This is a genomic window from Alcaligenes sp. DN25, assembly GCF_023674485.1.
GTDB lineage: Bacteria > Pseudomonadota > Gammaproteobacteria > Burkholderiales > Burkholderiaceae_B > Alcaligenes > Alcaligenes phenolicus.
Genome location: NZ_CP098408.1, coordinates 2,327,067 through 2,343,307, shown reverse-complemented (window position 1 = coordinate 2,343,307; position 16,241 = coordinate 2,327,067). Strand labels below are relative to the sequence as shown.

Sequence of the window (16,241 nt, the reverse complement as noted above, 5' to 3'; positions counted from 1 at the left end):
TCGATCTTTATTTGGTCTTGTCAGGATTTATGTTTATGCAAAGCATACAGCTCGGTCCCTTTACCTTTGCCACGTCTCTATTTGCTTTTATGGTCGCGGCATTGCTGGGGCTGTTTCTGGCCGCCTGGCTGGATAGACGCAAGCAGACCCGAGCCGAATCGGTGCTGTGGCGCGCGATGATTCTGGGTGTGCTGGTCGGTCGTTTGGGTTTTCTGATCCAGCAATGGCAGTTCTATCAAAGCGAACCCTTGAGCTGGCTGGATTTGCGCGACGGCGGTCTGATGATTCCGGCAGCCGTGACGGCAGGCTGGTTCTATGTGCTGTGGCGCGTGCTGCGTGACAAGGCCGTTTTGCCTGCTGTATCGGGAGGGTTGGCCGTTGGTGTTGCGGCATTTTCGCTAATCATGGTCGCGACAGGGCGAGGGGGAGTGGAAACCGCCATGCCATTGCCCGAGATAGACTTGATCCCTATGCAGCTTGATGTCAGTGCGCCGGAAAATCTGGATTTGTATAAAGGCAAGGTCACGGTCGTTAACTTGTGGGCCAGCTGGTGTCCTCCGTGCCGCCGCGAAATGCCTGCCTTCAAGCAAGTGCAATCCACCCGGTCCGACGTGAATATCGTGTTTGCGAACCAGGGCGAGGAACTGGCCGAGATCCAGAAGTACCTGATAGACGAGAATCTGGAGCTGGATAATATGTGGCGCGACCCGCAAATGCAGCTGGGCCAGGCCGTGCGCAGCCGTGGCTTGCCTACCACCTTGTTTTTGGACGAGCAGGGACGTTTGGTGGATGTCCGAGCCGGGGAGTTGTCTGCTGCAACCTTGAACGACAAGATCAATAAGCTGAAATAGAAATATTTTGCTGCTATTGATTCCGGTTTTTTCTTTTTATTTTTGACTGATTTTTATTTTTTTGAATAAACAAGTTTTTATTCAAATAATATAAAGATGCTAATTAGGCTGTCGCCTTGTTTTCAATTAGTTAATTCAATCGATAATCAAGCTTGGTTTCAGGTTTTTAACAGAATTCGACTGCTACTATAGGCCCTTGTTTTTTATCTGTTTACAAGGGTTTAGCCATGAATTTGACAGAGAAAGGAACGAAGACGGCGAAGCTTTCGGCGCCCGATAGAATTATCTATGCAGATAATCACTTGATCCATGGGCCAGATGATATTACGGCTTATATGAAAGGGGTGTGTTATGACGCCGCTGCTTATATGCGTTATTTATATAATGCGAAAATCAGTTTTGATCAGCTGACTTCCATTTCGGCGCAGAACTGGCTGCCGGTATTCAAGTTTGCTGAAGGCAGAATGTGGGATGGTCGGAATTCCTTGCCTGGCGGCAAGGCCATTGGCTTTTGTCGAGTCAAGGGCATGGAGTTCTTCCATGCTGCCGTCGCGGTTGGAGGGACCGAAATTCGGGCGATCAATGGCGGTTTGCTGGGAGCAGGCTGGCTACATCCGGTCGATTTGCGCAAGGTGCTCACTCAAAAAAATCCCGATGGCTCGTTCAAGTACGGCGGCACCGATATCTTTGTCTACATCTCGAATCTATAAATAAAGAAACCGGCATCAAGCCGGTTTCTTTTTGTGCCGCTGTCTCCAAAGCAAGCCCCACGTGTCGGGGGCTGCTGACGATGGAGTGCTATCAGGCCTTTTGCAAGCTGATCGCTTCCTCAGGAGTCTCAGGCCGTTGCGCATACTTATTCGCAATGAATGCACAAGCCATCAACTGGATCTGGTGGAAGATCATGATGGGCAGCAGGGCTGGGCCAATGGCGGCGCCAGTAAACAGCACTTGGGCCATAGGTACGCCAGTGGCCAGACTTTTCTTGGAGCCACCGAAGACAATCGTGATTTCGTCTTCTTTATTGAAGCCCAGCTTGCGGGCCAGCCAGGTGGTCAGGAACAGGATGATGGCCAGCAAGACCAGGCAGACTACGGCCAGGATAGCCAGGGACTTGGGCGGTACGGTTTGCCACAGGCCACCAATCACCGAGGCGCTGAAAGCGGTGTAGACCACCAGCAAGATGGAGGACTGGTCCACGCTGCGCAGCCATTTACGGTTGCGATCCATCCATTTGCCAATCAGGGGGCGCATCAAGTGGCCGACCACAAAAGGCAACAACAATTGCAGGCTGATCTTCTTGATGGCGTCCAGGGTCGAAGTGGCCGAACCACCGTCTGCATCAAGCAGCAGTTTCAACAAGACGGGGGTGAGCACAATACCGATCAGGCTGGAGGCCGAGGCGCTGCAAATCGCGGCAGGCACGTTACCGCGAGCAATCGAGGTAAAGGCAATGGCCGATTGCACGGTGCCGGGCAGGGCGCACATGTACAGAATGCCCACAAATAAGGGCATGCCCAGCAATGGCAGCAAGATGGGCTTGGACAGCAGGCCCAGCAGGGGGAACATGACAAAGGTGCAGCCAAAGACCAGCAGGTGCAAACGCCAGTGGGTGGCCCCAGCAATGATGGCTTCGCGGGATAGCTTGGCCCCGTGCATGAAAAACAGCAGGGCAATCGCCAGGCCAGTGATCACGTCAAAGAACACCGCACCTTGGCCGTAGGCGGGAAAGAAACTTGCCAGTGCCACTACGCCGATCAGGATCAGGGTGAAGTTGTCAAAAAGCAGTCGCAGTTGAGAGAACATGGGTTTGTTAGAGGCTTGAAAGGCTTGCGTTATGAAAGGCCTCACTTTACCGTAGACCTTTTTGGGGGTTTATCGCTAAACGGATATGGATTATCGACAAACGGACATTCTGATGCCTGCGGAGCGAATTCCGGAGAGTTTGCAGCAGTTGCGCTATCTACCCAGGCCTTTATATGGTCAGGAGCGTACCTTGCCCAATCAGGCCATTGCCCGCCCACACCGGCATCCCTGGGTGCAGTTTTCCTATGCGCTGACGGGGGTGATCGAAGTGCGTACTGCCAGCGGGCGTTTCATGGCGCCGCCTCAGCAGGCGGTGTGGGTGCCTGCGGGTGTGGAACATGGGGTGCGTAGCTCGCCTGATGCGCAGATTCGTAGTCTTTATATTGATGTCAGCGCCTTGCCAGAGGCCCCTACGGTGTGTCGAGTGGTTGTGGTAGACCGCTTGCTGCGTGAACTGATACGCGAGTTCAGCCTTTTGCCTGTGCTGTACGAGCGTGAGGGGGCGCAGGGGCGTCTGGTGCAAGTCCTGCTGGATCGTTTGCTGGCGGCGCCTGAAAGTGGTTTGATTCTGCCTTGGCCTTCGGACCCGCGTCTTTTGCAGGTCTGCGAACAATTGCAGGCCCAGCCTTCGGGCGATTGGAGTTTGCAGGATTTGGCAGAGCAACAGGGTTTGTCAGAAAAAACCCTGAGCCGTCTGTTTCGTCAGCAGACCGGGCTGACGTTCCGGGTCTGGCGTCAGCGACTGCGCGTCATGAGTGCCTTGCCTTTGCTGGAGCGGCAAGAGCGTGTCACTGATGTTGCGTTAGCTTGTGGCTATGAAAGCATGTCGGCCTTTGTGGCGGCTTTTCGGGATTTGATGGGTCAAACGCCCGGCGAGTTTTTCCGTCGGCCATTAGGGCCGCTGGACGAGTAAGCCTGTACAAAATTGCACAGCAGACGATGGGCGTCGGGCGTGTCCTGAATAGGGTCTGCCAGTGTTTGGGGATCTATGCCTTGGGCTCGCCAGGATTCGGCCTTGCGTAGCACGCAGTAACGTAGCAGGCCGGCAAAAAATTCAGGGTGAAACTGAATCGACCACTGCGCGGGGCCATAACGCAATATTTGATGCGGATCATGCGCAGAGCTGCCCAGTATTTCCACATGCTCGGGCAAGCTCAATACGCTTTGTTGGTGCGTCAGCAGGGCAGGAAATTGCATGGGCAGATTGGCAAGCAGTTCATGCTCGTGGGCCTGCTCGGACAAGTGAATGGGCAGGTAGCCGACCTCGGCCCCCTTGGGGTGGTAATCCACGCGCCCGCCCAAGGCGTGGGCCATTAACTGATGGCCGTAGCAAATACCCAGCAAAGGCATTTGTGTCTGATAGCGTTCCCGAATCCAGGCGGCCAGGTTTTCACTCCAGTCCAGTTTGTCGGTGACCATGTTCCAGGAACCACTGATTACCACCGGGTCGGGGCAGTCCGGCGCTGGCAGGGCATCATCCTGATGGACTCGCCAGGTGTGGACATTGACATCCAGGGGCTGCAAAGCGCGTTTGAACCAGGCATTCTGGTTGCCAAAACGCTGCTCGACATCAGGAGGAGGGGAGCCGGCCTGAAGAAAATGGACGTCTATCATGCTTGCCCCCGAAACAGGCTCCACGTGGCCATGCCCAGACCCAGCATGAGCAGGGAACCGGCAACGTGGATGGCAATGCCGCCCATGGCCCACAGATAACGCTGCTGCATCATCAAGGTCATGATCTCGGCGGAAAAGGTGGAAAAAGTGGTCAGGCCACCCAGAAAGCCCGTCATGACGAACATGCGCCAGCCTTCGTGACCCAGGCCCAAGCCGCTGAAATAGGCCATTGCGATACCCATTAAATAGCCGCCAATCAAGTTAGCCAGCAAAGTACCGGGGGGCAGGGTGGGGAACAGGGCATTCAAAGCCTGACTCAGGAACCAACGCGCCAATGCGCCCAGGGCACCACCGGCGGCAATATACAGCATGGCTACGGGCATGAAGAGCCTTCAGGTAGGGGGCAAACTGTCAGCGAGCAGTCAGCCGGTCGCGATATATACCTAGGATAGCGTGTCATTATGCGCCTCTATAGCTAAAAAGGCGATCTTGCCCAAAGGCGCGTAGCCAGCTAATGTAAGAGCGCAATTATCAGACGGACCGCCGTGAATTTCGGTTAGCCCGCCCTTTTTTGGAGACTTTGTGGTGAGTATTTACGATCAGGATTTGCCCCAGACAGACGCCAATTATCGTGTTTTGTCGCCGCTGGATTTCATCGAGCGCAGTGCTTTTGTCTACCCTGACTACCCGGCTCTGGTTTACGGGCCCGCCCAAAACGGCATCAAGATGAGCTGGTCGCAGCTGTATGCCCGTACTCGTCAGCTGGGCAGTGCGCTGTCCAAGGCTGGGGTTGGCAAAGGCGATACCGTGGCCGTGATGTTGCCCAATACTCCGCCCATGGTTCAGGCACACTTTGGTGTGCCCATGTGCGGTGCCGTACTGAATACCTTGAATACCCGTCTGGATGCCAGCACCATCGCTTATATGCTGGATCACGGCGAAGCGCGTGCGGTGCTGGTGGACAGCGAATTTGCCGCCGTCATGAAAGAAGCCTTGAGCCTGCGCGAAAGCAAAGAGCCCATTCTGGTCATCGACGTCGTGGACAATTATTTTGACACCGGCGCAGAGCGTATCGGCTCGCAAACCTACGAAGAGTTCGTGGACGGTGGTGACCCGGATTACGACTGGCAATTGCCCGCCAACGAGTGGGATGCGATTGCCCTGAACTACACCAGCGGTACCACCGGCAAGCCCAAAGGCGTGGTCTACCACCACCGTGGCGCGTATCTGGGGGCCTTGTCCAATGTCTTGGAATGGGACATGCCCAAGCACGCGGTCTATCTGTGGACCCTGCCCATGTTTCATTGCAATGGTTGGACTTTCCCCTGGGTGATTGCGGCCCGTGCTGGTGTGAACGTCTGTTTGCGCAAGGTGGAAGCCCAGGCCATGGTCGACAATATGGTCGATTACGGCGTCACCCACTATTGTGGTGCGCCGATTGTGCACTCTCTGCTGGTCAACTCCGACGAAGCGCTGAAGTCTCGGCTGCCCAAGGGCGTGTCGGCCATGGTGGCAGGCGCTGCACCTCCGGCCACCATGATTGAAGGGATGGAGCGCATGGGCTTTGCGCTGACCCACGTTTACGGCCTGACCGAAACGTATGGCCCCGCCTCGGTCTGTGCGCAGCATGCACCCTGGAGTGAACTGGATATCCAGGAACGTGCGCAGCGCAATGCCCGTCAAGGTGTGCGTTATCACCTGCAAGGGGGCGTACAGGTTTTGAATCCGCAAACCATGGAGCCCGTTCCTGCCGATGGCGAGACTATGGGCGAGATCATGTTCCGCGGCAATATCACCATGAAGGGGTATTTGAAGAACGCGCAGGCCACCCAGGAATCCCTGGGCGGTGGCTGGTTCCATACCGGCGACCTGGCCGTGTGCGAGCCGGACGGCTACGTACGCATCAAGGACCGCAGCAAGGACATCATCATTTCCGGGGGCGAGAACATTTCTTCCATCGAGATTGAAGACGTCATGTATCGCCATCCAGCCGTGCAGGCGGCGGCCGTTGTAGCCCAGCCGGACGAGCGTTGGGGTGAAGCGCCTCACGTTTATGTGGAGCTACGCCCCGGTGCGGAAGTGACGGTGGAAGAACTGCGAGCGCATTGCCGTCAGTACTTGGCTGGCTTTAAAATACCGCGACATTTCAGTTTTATGGAGTTGCCCAAAACGGCAACAGGTAAAATACAGAAATTCGCGCTGCGTCAGCAGGCCAAGCAAGCCGCTTCGGACTAAGACCAGCGTTTTCTAAAAAGCACACAGGTCGCTTCATGCGGCCTGTCTGCACTTAAGGAACAGGACGGTTAGGAATGCCATCTTTTGACGTTGTATCCGAGGTCAACACCCACGAACTGCGTAATGCAGTGGAACAAGCCAGCCGCGAACTGGCTACCCGTTTTGACTTCAAAGGTACGGATGCCAAATTTGAACTCGAAGACGAGAACACCATTTTGCAATCGGCTCCCAGCGTGTTTCAGCTCGAGCAAATGATGCAGATTCTGCGTGGCCGTATTGCTGCCCGCGGTATTGATGTGCGCTGCCTGGAGACCGAGAAGGTTCTGGAAAACGTGGCCGGCGCGCGGCAGAAAGTGAAAGTGCGTCAAGGTCTGGACCAACCTACGTCCAAGAAACTGATCGCCGCCATCAAGAACGCCAAGCTGAAAGTGGAGACGCAGATTCAAGGTGAAAAACTGCGTGTAACCGGCAAGAAACGGGACGACTTGCAGGCTGCCATCGCTCTGTTGAAACAGACCGATGTGGAATTGCCTTTGCAGTACGATAACTTCCGCGACTAAACCGAGTGAAACGGCACGGTGGCGACGTGACGCCGCCGTGTATCAGCTATGAATGTACGAATTGAATTAATGCGTGTGCACGATCTGGGTCAGGTGCTGGAAGTCCAGGCGGATGTGTACGACGCGGATATTCTGGAAGACCGCAGCTTCTATCAGAACCGTCTGGATCTGGCTCCGGATAGCTGCTGGGTGGCACGTGATACCGATAATCAACTGCAGGGTTATTTGGTGTCCTACCCTTGGGCGGGCCTTTTGCCGCCGTCCCTGGGCGATGCGTTGAATAGCCTGCCTTCGCCCGCAGACCAATGGTTTATTCACGACTGCGCCGTGATGCGTCGCGCGCAAGGCCGTGGGGTGGCCGGAGCTTTGTTGCAAGCCGGTCGCCGCTATGCCTGGCAGCGTGGCTTGCGTCGCTGCAGTCTGGTGTCCTTGGGGCCTGCCGTGGCTTATTGGCAGCGTCTGGGCTACAAGCCGATTGAAGGGGTGCCTGCACCCGTGCTGGAAGCAAAGCTGCGTCAGTATGGAGAGCAAGCCAGTTTTATGGATTGCGCTGTGCATCCCGATTGAACTGTTCTGAGGAGACGTTCAGTATCTAGCGGCTGCGTGTCCTGTTCGAGTTCTCAAAAAAAGGCCGGGAAATATTCCCGGCCTTTTTTATTTACGGGCGCAATCGATAGCCCGTTTTGAAAATCCAGCCCGCCACGGCAAGAAACACACTTAAAAACAGCAGTGTCATGCCCAGGCTCAGCCACACATTCACATCGGCCAGATCAAAGAAACTCCAGCGAAAGCCGCTGATCAGGTACAGCACCGGGTTCAGCAAGGTCAGTTTCTGCCAGAACTCGGGCAGCATGTCGATGGAATAGAAGGTGCCGCCCAAAAAGGTCAGTGGCGTCAGAATCAGCATGGGCACGAATTGCAGCTTTTCAAAGTTGTCGGCCCAGATACCGATAATGAAACCCAATAGACTGAAGGTCAGGGCGGTTAAGGCCAGAAAGCACAGCATCCAGATAGGGTGGGCAATTTCGTAAGGCACAAATAGCCGCGCCGTGATCAGGATGATGGCCGCCAGAAACAGTGACTTGGTGGCTGCTGCGCCCACAAAAGCCAAGGTCACCTCGAAGTGTGAAATGGGGGCAGAAAGAATCTCGTAGATATTGCGCGTAAAGCGCGGAAAGTAAATTCCGAAGGCGGCGTTGGAGACGCTATGGGTCAACACCGACAGCATGGTCAGCCCAGGCACGATAAACGCGCCATAGGGCACGCCGCCGATTTCATTGATACGATGGCCCATGGCAGCGCCAAACACCACAAAATACAAGGCGGTGGAAATCACGGGGGCTACGATGCTTTGCAGCAGGGTGCGTCGGGTGCGTGACATTTCGTAGCGATAAATGGCCAGGATGGCGTACCAGTTCATGACTGTGCCCCTACAAACTCAACGTAAATATCTTCCAGACTGCGCTCGCGGGTATGGATGTCGGTAATGGTCAGCCCCGCTTGCCCAACTGCCGCCAGCAAATTGCTCAAGTCATGACCTTGTTCGCGGTTGGTCAAGGGGTAGAGCAGGCTCATGCCGTCGGCAGTGCTTTGCAGTCCCAGCGTTTCCAGCGCAGCGGGCAGGGCGCTGATCGGCTCGGCCAGATTCAGGCTCAGGGTTTTACCGCCCAGGCGGCGCATCAGATTGTCTTTGGTTTCCACCAGTTGCAGTGAACCTTTATTGATGAAGCCGATGCGGTCGGCCATCTCCTGGGCTTCTTCGATGTAGTGGGTGGTCAGAATAATGGTGACCCCCTGGCTGCGCAGCCGTTTCACCAAGGCCCACATGCCTTGGCGCAAGGCCACGTCCACACCGGCGGTAGGTTCATCCAGAAACAGGATTTCCGGTTCATGGGAAAGCGCCTTGGCGATCAGGACGCGGCGTTTCATGCCGCCCGAGAGCGTAATCAAGGGGCTGTCTTTCTTGTCCCATAGCGACAAGTCCTTCAGAATCTGTTCGATCAGGGCCGGATTGGGGGCTTTGCCAAACAGGCCACGGCTGAAGCTGACGGTATTCCAGACTGTCTCGAAGGAATCGGCGCTTAGCTCTTGCGGCACCAGGCCAATTTTCTGGCGGGCGCGCTTGTAGTCGGCGACATTGTCTGCGCCATCTACCAGAACGGTGCCGCTGCTGCGATTGACCAGCCCGCAGATAATACTGATCAAGGTGGTTTTGCCTGCGCCGTTGGAGCCGAGCAGGGCAAAAATCTCGCCCCGCCAAATATCCAGGTCCAAAGCGTGCAGGGCTTGATGCCCGTTTGCGTATTGTTTGCTCAGGCCTCGAACACGCAAAATAGCGTGAGAATCAGGAGTGTTCTGCATAGACAGTAAAATGACCCTTTTGCTGTGCCGACAGGGTTTGAATAACGCAATGGATTTGACGATGCCAACTAGCTTACCACCGCCAACAGAGAGTGACGTTTTGAGTGATGCTCAGGCTATGGCTTTAGCCTTGGAGCAGGCTCAACTGGCGGCCAGCATCGGCGAGGTGCCCGTAGGTGCCGTACTATTGGATGCGGACGGCAGGTTGCTGTCTGTGGGCTCCAATCGCACGGTTTGTGATCACGATCCCACCCAGCATGCCGAGATCGTGGCCTTGCGCGCCGCGACGCGTAAAGTTGGCAATTACCGTTTGCCCGGAGCCAGCCTGTTCGTGACGCTGGAGCCTTGCATGATGTGCTTGGGGGCCTTGTTGCATGCGCGTCTGTCGCGGGTGGTGTGGGCCGCAGCCGATCCGAAGACCGGAGTGTGTGGCAGTGTGGAGTCCTTGCATTTGCATTCCACTCTGAATCACCACACCCGAGTCTCGGGTGGTTTGATGTCCGAAGAGGCGGCCCAGGCCTTGCGGGATTTTTTCCGCGAACGACGCGAACAGAAGAAGTTGCAAAAGCAGGCTCAAACAGTCCAATCGCCGCTGGATGGCGCCCAGTAGTCTCGCTAAAATGTCAGCACTTTATTTTCAAGGTTAATCATGAGCAGCCCCGAGCACGACCATCATCACCATCACCACGAACATGGCCAGTGCCATTGTGGGCAGCAGGACAGTTCGGGCATTTACCTGTTTTCGCCCTCTGGCCAGATCCTTGAACCCAAGCGCCTGGAGCTGGCAAGCCAGCGCCTGAACCAGCTGGGCTTTGCCGTGGACATAGACCCGGACGCCCTGGCGGTGGATGAACGCTTTGCCGGTACGGACGCTCAGCGTCTGGCCGCGGTACAGCGTTCCTTGCAACAGCCTCAGCCCATTGTGATGGCGACACGCGGTGGCTACGGTTTAAGCCGCATTCTGGGCCAGATCGACTGGCGCGCGGTAGCCGACAGTGGCAAGCGTTTTGTCGGCATGTCGGATTTCACGGCCTTCAATCTGGCCTTGCTGGCGCAAACTGGCGCCATCAGCTACACCGGCCCCACCGCCATTGCGGACTTTGGTGGCGATGAAACCGATGAATTGACGACCGAACTGTTTGGCGAATTGATGCGTGGCGAGCTGGAGCTGTTCAGCTTTGAGTCCGAGGGTTCGGATGCCGTCGATGGTCACGGTGTTCTGTGGGGCGGCAATCTGGCCCTGGTTTGCTCCTTGCTGGGCACGCCGTACTTCCCCAATATCAACGGCGGTATCTTGTTCCTGGAAGACGTGGGTGAAGCACCGTACCGAGTCGAGCGCATGTTGACGCAGCTCTGGCATGCCGGCGTGCTCAATCGTCAGATGGCGGTGGTATTGGGCCGTTTTACGGCTTACAAGACAGGCGCTTCGGATAACGGCTTTGATATGGATTCGGTGGTGCGCTGGTTGCGTGAAACCGTTAAAGTCCCGGTCGTAACGGGCCTGCCTTATGGCCATGTGGACGTCAAGGTCAGCCTGCCTATTGGCAAGGAAGTGGGCCTGGCTACCGAGGACGGTATGGCTTATCTGGTTCTGGATGAGCACGAACACTAACGGATTTCGCGCCTGCTTGATACACTACTGGGTTGAACTCAACCTTTTTCAAAGTACGTTTACGTGATCTCCACCGCTAATTTAACGATCCAGTTTGGTGCCAAGCCTTTATTTGAAAACGTCAGTGTCAAACTGGGCGGAGGCAACCGCTATGGCCTGATTGGTGCCAACGGGTCGGGCAAGTCTACCTTCATGAAAATCATTGGCGGCGACCTGGAGCCAAGCGGGGGTAATGTATCGCTGGATCCGGGCGTGCGCCTGGGCAAGCTGCGTCAGGACCAGTTTGCCTACGAAGACAAACGTGTGCTGGACGTGGTGCTGATGGGCCACACAGAAATGTGGAACACCATGCAAGAGCGTGATGCCATCTACGACAATCCAGAGGCCACCGAAGAAGACTATATGAAGGCCGCCGAACTGGAGGCCCGTTTTGCCGAGTACGACGGTTATACCGCCGAGAGCCGTGCCGGTGAATTGCTGATGGGTCTGGAAATTCCGGTCGAACAGCATCAGTTGCCCATGAGCGAAGTGGCTCCGGGCTGGAAACTGCGTGTGCTGCTGGCACAGGCCCTGTTCTCCAACCCGGATGTCCTGCTGCTGGACGAGCCGACCAACAACCTGGATATCAACACCATCCGTTGGCTGGAAGATGTGCTCAACAGCTACCAGAGCACCATGATCATCATCAGTCACGATCGTCACTTCCTGAATCAGGTCTGCACTCACATGGCTGACCTGGATTACGGCGAGCTGCGTGTCTACCCCGGCAACTACGACGATTACATGCTGGCGTCGGTGCAGTCGCGCGAACGTGTGCTGGCGGCCAACTCCAAGGCCAAAGAGCGTATTGGCGAGCTGCAGGACTTTGTGCGCCGTTTTGCCGCCAACAAGTCCAAATCCCGTCAGGCTACCTCGCGCCTGAAACAGATTGGTCGCCTGAAGGCAGAGACCATCGAAGTGAAGCCTTCTTCGCGTCAGAACCCGTTTATTCGTTTTGAACAGAAAAAAGTTCTGCACCGCCTGGCCGTGACGGTCGAGGGCTTGAGCAAGTCCTACGATCATCCCATCATCAAGAACTTCTCGGCCATGATTGAAGCGGGCGAGAAAATTGCGATTGTGGGTGCGAACGGTGTGGGTAAGACGACTTTGCTGCGTTTGCTGGCCGGTGATCTGACTCCTGACAGCGGCTCGGTGGTCTGGTCCGAGAACGCTGATATCGGCTATATGGCTCAGGACGTCTCGGACGAGTTCGATACCGAAGACAATGTGTTTGACTGGATCAGCCAGTTCCGTCAGGCCGGCGACGACGATCAGTCTTTGCGCTCGGTGCTGGGCCGCATGTTGTTCTCGGCCGATGACATCATCAAGCCCGTGAAAGTGCTGTCGGGTGGCGAGAAAAACCGCATGACTTTCTCGCGTCTGATGCTGGGTCGTCACAACGTCATGCTCCTGGACGAACCGACCAACCACCTGGATATGGAATCGATCGAGTCCTTGCAGATGGCCATGGAAAAGTTTGAAGGTACCCTGATCTTCGTGTCTCATGACCGCGAGTTCGTCTCCGGCGTGGCAACCCGCATTATCGAAGTGATGCCAGAAGGCCGTCTGGTGGATTACCGCGGTGGCTACGAAGACTATCTGGCCAGCCGCGAGCAGGACTGAGGCTAGGGGTGGCGGTCTTTACCCTGCGTGAGCCCACCAGCTTCGAGCAGGACATCAAAAAAAGCCGCTTTCTGGCACTGGCTGCGCCTGTAGACAGTGCCAGCCAGGCTTTGGCTTTTTTCCAGGCCAAGGGTGTGCCCGATGCCACGCATAATTGCTGGGCCTACAAGATCGGGTCGGAATACCGCTTTAACGATGATGGCGAACCCGGCGGCACGGCCGGGCGTCCCATTTTGCAAGCCATAGAAGGCCAGGATTGCGACCGTGTTGCGGTACTGGTGATACGTTGGTTTGGGGGCGTCAAGCTGGGTACGGGTGGCCTGGTGCGTGCCTATGGCGGCGTGGCCGCTCAATGTTTGCGTCTTGCTGACAAGCAGGAGCTGATTCCCATGGCGGCTTTGCGCTGCCGTTGCTCCTTTGCCGATCTGGCTTTGGTTCAATCCCGTTTCGACAGCTTTGGCGTTCAGGTTCAGGACGAGCAATTCGATGCTGAAGGTGTGCAGTGGCTGTTGAATCTGCCGCTCGAGCATAAAGCTGATTTTCAACAGTCCTTTATCAATATGACGCGTGGTCAGGGGGAATGTGAACCCCTGGAGCAAGCCTAAGTCATCCTCGGTTCTGCCCAAGGTCTGCAATGGACCTCTGGTCGCCATCCGCCTTGATTGAGCTTTCTGGACGAAAAGGTATCTTTTCCAGACGATTATCCCTCTGCACCGTCCAGGCAGTGGCCATACTAAATACCTCTGATTCCTTCTAAGTCTGTATCCAGCCTGCGGGTATGATCGGGTTTAGTCAGCATTGTGGGTGTAAGCCATGTCCTACGAGATCCATGCCAGCCAGTGGCTCAATACGACCGCTCCATTAAGCTTGGCGTCCTTGCGTGGCCGCGTGGTGGTGGTCACGGCCTTTCAGATGCTTTGCCCTGGTTGTGTCATCAACAGCCTGCCGCAAGCCAAGAAACTGGATACGCTGTTCTCGCGCGATGATCTGCGCATCATAGGCCTGCATAGCGTGTTCGAGCATCACGACGTGATGGGCCCTGCAGCTTTGCAGGCGTTTGCCCATGAGTACCGCTTGAATTTCCCCATCGCCATTGATCAGCCTTCAGACAGCGGCCCCTTGCCGCGCACCATGAAGGAGTGGGGCCTGGGCGGGACACCATCTACCATTATTTTTGACCGTGATGGCAATCTGGCTCTGAAGGAATTGGGCCATCTGGACGATCTGCGTCTGGGTGCGTTTGTCGGCCAGCTGATTGCTCGCCGCCCGGCGCAAGCAGACAAGAAAGAGGGGGGGGCGGACAAGCAGGATTCTTCCTCTTGCGGGCCGACCTGTACCTACTAGGTTTTTTGCTGAAAAGGGTTTGTCATGAAGATTGCGGTGTTTGATACCTACGTTGTGCGTCCTGACGGGCGTCGTATGCACTTTGATATCTTGGTCAGCGACGATGCCAAGGATATGGACAAGGTCTTGAGTTATGGTCAGCGCTATCTGGCGGCCAAAGGGGTGAATGTGGAAAACTTCACCTCGCGCGAGTGCCGCTTCTGCCATACGGAAATGGCTTCTGCGCCGGTCGAAAATGAAATCAAACGCAGTGGCTTCGCGATTATCGAGTTGGAAAACTGCGACTAAATCGCATTCATGCAAAAAAAACGCCAGACAAATCGTCTGGCGTTTTTTCTGGGGCCGGGCAAATCAGGCCTGGTCAGGCTGCTGGTTTTGCTGGGCAGCAATTTCAGCATGGACTTTTTCCATGTCCACAGCCTGGACCTGTTCGATCAGATCGTCCAGCTGGGCAGCGGAAAGGGCACCGGCTTGCGAGAACAGCAAGACGTTTTCACGGAAAACCATCAGGGTAGGGATGGAGCGAATACGCAGGCCAGCGGCCAGTTCCTGCTCTTCTTCCGTGTTCACCTTGCCAAAGGTCACGCCGGGGTGCTTGGCCGCTGCTGCGTCAAAGACAGGGGCGAATTGGCGACATGGACCGCACCAAGGAGCCCAGAAGTCGATGATCAGGGGTTTGCCGTCTTCTACTGCTGCCTGGAATGTTTCTTCGTTCAGTTCGACGATGCTCATGGGGGAGCCTCCGCAATAAAAAAGCGGCTGATGGTGTTCAGCCGCTTCGTTAAACATGCAATCAGTGTACTCGTTTTCCAGGCAGCCCTAAAGCGCCAAACGAGTTTGCTAAAGGGTTTTTCATTCCGTAGCGATTGCGTACTTGATCACAAACAAGATGGCGACAATCAGTGTGGCCAGGTGGATACTGCGCCAGCGGCCGGTTGTCAGCTTCAGGATCACGTAGCTGATAAAACCAAAGGCCAGACCGTTGGCAATCGAGTAGGTGAAGGGCATGGTGAAGGCAGCCAGGGCAGCAGGCACGGCCTCGGTCATGTCGTCCCATTTCACTTCAGTGATCTCGCGCATCATCAAGCACGCCACATACAGCAAGGCGGGGGCGGTGGCGTAACCGGGAACGGTCGCGGCCAGTGGCGAGAAAAACAGGGCCAGCAGGAACAGGACACCAATGGTCAGCGCTGTCAGACCGGTACGGCCACCTGCTTGCACACCCGAGGCGCTTTCCACATAGGCAGTGGTGCTGCTGGTACCCAGCATGGAACCGGCCACAATGGCGGTACTGTCAGCCAGCAGGGCGCGGCCCAGGCGATTGGGCTTGCCTTCTTCAATCAGGCGAGCGCGCTTGGCAACCCCGATCATGGTGCCCGTGGCGTCAAACACCTCAACCAGAACCAGAACCAGAATCACGTGCACAAAGCCGGTGTGCAGGGCACCCATGATGTCCAGCTGCATGAAGGTGGGCATCAGCGAGGGTGGGGTGGAGACGACACCACCAAATTCGCTGTGACCGGTCAGCATGGACAGAATGGTCACGGCCAGAATGCCGATCAGGATTGCACCGCGCACCTTCAGCGCGTCCAGGGCGGCAATAATAAAGAAACCCAGAATTGCGTACAGGGCTGCGGGCTGGGTCAGGTCACCCAGACCAATCTTGGTGGCAGGGTGGGCCACCACAATACCCGAGTTCATCAGGGCGATCAGGCCCAGGAACATGCCGATACCGGCGGCAATGGCGCTTTGCAGGGATTTGGGAATGCCCCGAATCAGCCAGGACCGGATGCCAGTCACCGTCAGAATCAGGAAGATGACGCCGGAAATAAAGACCGCGCCCAGTGCCTGTTGCCAGGTATAGCCCAGGGTGGCGACCACGGTGAAGGCAAAAAAGGCGTTCAGGCCCATGCCCGGTGCCATGCCGATAGGCCAGTTGGCCACAAAGGCCATGATGAACGTGCCCAGAGCAGCAGCCAGGCAGGTGGCTACAAAAATGGCATTGCGATCCATCCCTGTGGACGACAGGATGTCTGGATTCACAAAAATAATGTAGGACATGGTCAGGAAGGTAGTGATACCTGCCAGGACCTCGGTACGGACGTTGGTGCCATGCTCAGTGAGTTTGAAGAGACGTTCAAACATGGGCAGCCTCCTTGTGATTATTAGGCGATCGGAGCGTGAAATTATCGATGC

The 16,241-nt window shown here is 56.0% G+C and carries 19 protein-coding genes; 12 read left to right on the top strand and 7 right to left on the bottom strand.

Going from position 1 to position 16,241, the window contains the following annotated elements:
- The first annotated feature begins 35 nt into the window (after positions 1–35).
- Positions 36–851, top strand: a complete 816-nt coding sequence (locus NBV64_RS10950) for a TlpA disulfide reductase family protein (RefSeq protein ID WP_009462137.1) — start codon at positions 36–38, stop codon at positions 849–851.
- Positions 852–1,078: 227 nt separating this feature from the next.
- Positions 1,079–1,561: an urea amidohydrolase gene (locus NBV64_RS10945; RefSeq protein ID WP_250755777.1), complete on the top strand. Its 483-nt coding sequence runs from the start codon at positions 1,079–1,081 to the stop codon at positions 1,559–1,561.
- A 91-nt stretch (positions 1,562–1,652) separates the two neighbouring features.
- Here the strand turns inward: NBV64_RS10945 and NBV64_RS10940 are convergent, their stop codons facing one another.
- Entirely contained in the window at positions 1,653–2,657 is a 1,005-nt protein-coding gene (locus tag NBV64_RS10940) for a bile acid:sodium symporter family protein (protein ID WP_009462133.1), read from the bottom strand.
- An 85-nt stretch (positions 2,658–2,742) separates the two neighbouring features.
- Between NBV64_RS10940 and NBV64_RS10935 the strand changes: the two genes are divergently transcribed.
- Entirely contained in the window at positions 2,743–3,570 is an 828-nt protein-coding gene (locus NBV64_RS10935; RefSeq protein WP_035271826.1) for an AraC family transcriptional regulator, read from the top strand.
- On the opposite strand, the gene NBV64_RS10930 is transcribed toward NBV64_RS10935, so the two are convergent.
- Complete coding sequence (locus tag NBV64_RS10930; RefSeq protein WP_009462129.1) at positions 3,519–4,271, bottom strand: glutamine amidotransferase; 753 nt, start codon at positions 4,269–4,271, stop codon at positions 3,519–3,521. The genes NBV64_RS10935 and NBV64_RS10930 overlap by 52 nt on opposite strands.
- Positions 4,268–4,654 (bottom strand): fluoride efflux transporter CrcB, encoded by a 387-nt coding sequence (crcB, locus tag NBV64_RS10925; protein WP_009462127.1) that lies wholly within the window; start codon positions 4,652–4,654, stop codon positions 4,268–4,270. The genes NBV64_RS10930 and crcB overlap by 4 nt, the downstream gene beginning before the upstream one ends.
- 199 nt (positions 4,655–4,853) lie before the next feature.
- On the opposite strand from crcB, the gene NBV64_RS10920 reads away from it, so the two are divergent.
- The 3 genes from NBV64_RS10920 to NBV64_RS10910 all read left to right on the top strand — a co-directional run bounded on the left by NBV64_RS10920 (position 4,854) and on the right by NBV64_RS10910 (position 7,633).
- On the top strand, positions 4,854–6,506 hold the full coding sequence (locus NBV64_RS10920) for an acyl-CoA synthetase (RefSeq protein ID WP_009462125.1): 1,653 nt from the start codon (positions 4,854–4,856) through the stop codon (positions 6,504–6,506).
- 74 nt (positions 6,507–6,580) lie between these two features.
- The gene (locus tag NBV64_RS10915; protein ID WP_009462123.1) at positions 6,581–7,066 is read left to right on the top strand and encodes a YajQ family cyclic di-GMP-binding protein; all 486 of its coding nucleotides are present in this window, start codon (positions 6,581–6,583) and stop codon (positions 7,064–7,066) included.
- A gap of 48 nt (positions 7,067–7,114) precedes the next feature.
- Positions 7,115–7,633: a GNAT family N-acetyltransferase gene (locus NBV64_RS10910; protein WP_420869931.1), complete on the top strand. Its 519-nt coding sequence runs from the start codon at positions 7,115–7,117 to the stop codon at positions 7,631–7,633.
- 91 nt (positions 7,634–7,724) lie between these two features.
- On the opposite strand, the gene NBV64_RS10905 is transcribed toward NBV64_RS10910, so the two are convergent.
- Positions 7,725–8,486 (bottom strand): ABC transporter permease, encoded by a 762-nt coding sequence (locus tag NBV64_RS10905; protein WP_115633765.1) that lies wholly within the window; start codon positions 8,484–8,486, stop codon positions 7,725–7,727.
- Entirely contained in the window at positions 8,483–9,427 is a 945-nt protein-coding gene (locus NBV64_RS10900) for an ABC transporter ATP-binding protein (RefSeq protein ID WP_009462116.1), read from the bottom strand. The genes NBV64_RS10905 and NBV64_RS10900 overlap by 4 nt, the downstream gene beginning before the upstream one ends.
- Positions 9,428–9,488: 61 nt before the next feature.
- Here NBV64_RS10900 and tadA point away from each other — a divergent pair, with 61 nt between their 5' ends.
- The 6 genes from tadA (at position 9,489) to NBV64_RS10870 (ending at position 14,333) form a co-directional block, all read left to right on the top strand.
- Entirely contained in the window at positions 9,489–10,037 is a 549-nt protein-coding gene (tadA, locus tag NBV64_RS10895; protein WP_051316269.1) for a tRNA adenosine(34) deaminase TadA, read from the top strand.
- A 39-nt stretch (positions 10,038–10,076) separates the two neighbouring features.
- A complete protein-coding gene (locus tag NBV64_RS10890) occupies positions 10,077–11,039 on the top strand; it encodes an LD-carboxypeptidase (protein ID WP_021446533.1) in 963 nt (320 codons plus the stop codon).
- A gap of 63 nt (positions 11,040–11,102) precedes the next feature.
- Positions 11,103–12,701 (top strand): ABC-F family ATPase, encoded by a 1,599-nt coding sequence (locus NBV64_RS10885; RefSeq protein WP_009462110.1) that lies wholly within the window; start codon positions 11,103–11,105, stop codon positions 12,699–12,701.
- A gap of 8 nt (positions 12,702–12,709) precedes the next feature.
- Complete coding sequence (locus NBV64_RS10880; RefSeq protein WP_203145786.1) at positions 12,710–13,306, top strand: IMPACT family protein; 597 nt, start codon at positions 12,710–12,712, stop codon at positions 13,304–13,306.
- A 208-nt stretch (positions 13,307–13,514) separates the two neighbouring features.
- Positions 13,515–14,045, top strand: a complete 531-nt coding sequence (locus tag NBV64_RS10875; protein WP_250755776.1) for a peroxiredoxin family protein — start codon at positions 13,515–13,517, stop codon at positions 14,043–14,045.
- A gap of 24 nt (positions 14,046–14,069) precedes the next feature.
- Entirely contained in the window at positions 14,070–14,333 is a 264-nt protein-coding gene (locus NBV64_RS10870; RefSeq protein ID WP_009462104.1) for a DUF2024 family protein, read from the top strand.
- Positions 14,334–14,396: 63 nt separating this feature from the next.
- Here the strand turns inward: NBV64_RS10870 and trxA are convergent, their stop codons facing one another.
- Positions 14,397–14,777, bottom strand: a complete 381-nt coding sequence (gene trxA / locus NBV64_RS10865) for a thioredoxin (RefSeq protein ID WP_009462103.1) — start codon at positions 14,775–14,777, stop codon at positions 14,397–14,399.
- Positions 14,778–14,897: 120 nt separating this feature from the next.
- A complete protein-coding gene (locus NBV64_RS10860) occupies positions 14,898–16,190 on the bottom strand; it encodes an NCS2 family permease (protein ID WP_021446536.1) in 1,293 nt (430 codons plus the stop codon).
- Positions 16,191–16,241 lie beyond the last annotated feature (51 nt).

Bases quoted from the DNA above. Each gene is read 5' to 3' on its own strand.
- NBV64_RS10950 (WP_009462137.1), top strand. From the start codon at position 36: ATGCAAAGCATACAGCTCGGTCCCTTTACCTTTGCCACGTCTCTATTT.
- NBV64_RS10935 (WP_035271826.1), top strand. From the start codon at position 2,743: ATGGATTATCGACAAACGGACATTCTGATGCCTGCGGAGCGAATTCCG.
- NBV64_RS10900 (WP_009462116.1), bottom strand. From the start codon at position 9,427: ATGCAGAACACTCCTGATTCTCACGCTATTTTGCGTGTTCGAGGCCTG.
- NBV64_RS10940 (WP_009462133.1), bottom strand. From the start codon at position 2,657: ATGTTCTCTCAACTGCGACTGCTTTTTGACAACTTCACCCTGATCCTG.
- tadA (WP_051316269.1), top strand. From the start codon at position 9,489: ATGCCAACTAGCTTACCACCGCCAACAGAGAGTGACGTTTTGAGTGAT.
- NBV64_RS10905 (WP_115633765.1), bottom strand. From the start codon at position 8,486: ATGAACTGGTACGCCATCCTGGCCATTTATCGCTACGAAATGTCACGC.
- NBV64_RS10915 (WP_009462123.1), top strand. From the start codon at position 6,581: ATGCCATCTTTTGACGTTGTATCCGAGGTCAACACCCACGAACTGCGT.
- NBV64_RS10860 (WP_021446536.1), bottom strand. From the start codon at position 16,190: ATGTTTGAACGTCTCTTCAAACTCACTGAGCATGGCACCAACGTCCGT.
- NBV64_RS10910 (WP_420869931.1), top strand. From the start codon at position 7,115: ATGAATGTACGAATTGAATTAATGCGTGTGCACGATCTGGGTCAGGTG.
- NBV64_RS10890 (WP_021446533.1), top strand. From the start codon at position 10,077: ATGAGCAGCCCCGAGCACGACCATCATCACCATCACCACGAACATGGC.
- trxA (WP_009462103.1), bottom strand. From the start codon at position 14,777: ATGAGCATCGTCGAACTGAACGAAGAAACATTCCAGGCAGCAGTAGAA.
- NBV64_RS10870 (WP_009462104.1), top strand. From the start codon at position 14,070: ATGAAGATTGCGGTGTTTGATACCTACGTTGTGCGTCCTGACGGGCGT.
- NBV64_RS10875 (WP_250755776.1), top strand. From the start codon at position 13,515: ATGTCCTACGAGATCCATGCCAGCCAGTGGCTCAATACGACCGCTCCA.
- NBV64_RS10930 (WP_009462129.1), bottom strand. From the start codon at position 4,271: ATGATAGACGTCCATTTTCTTCAGGCCGGCTCCCCTCCTCCTGATGTC.
- crcB (WP_009462127.1), bottom strand. From the start codon at position 4,654: ATGCCCGTAGCCATGCTGTATATTGCCGCCGGTGGTGCCCTGGGCGCA.
- NBV64_RS10945 (WP_250755777.1), top strand. From the start codon at position 1,079: ATGAATTTGACAGAGAAAGGAACGAAGACGGCGAAGCTTTCGGCGCCC.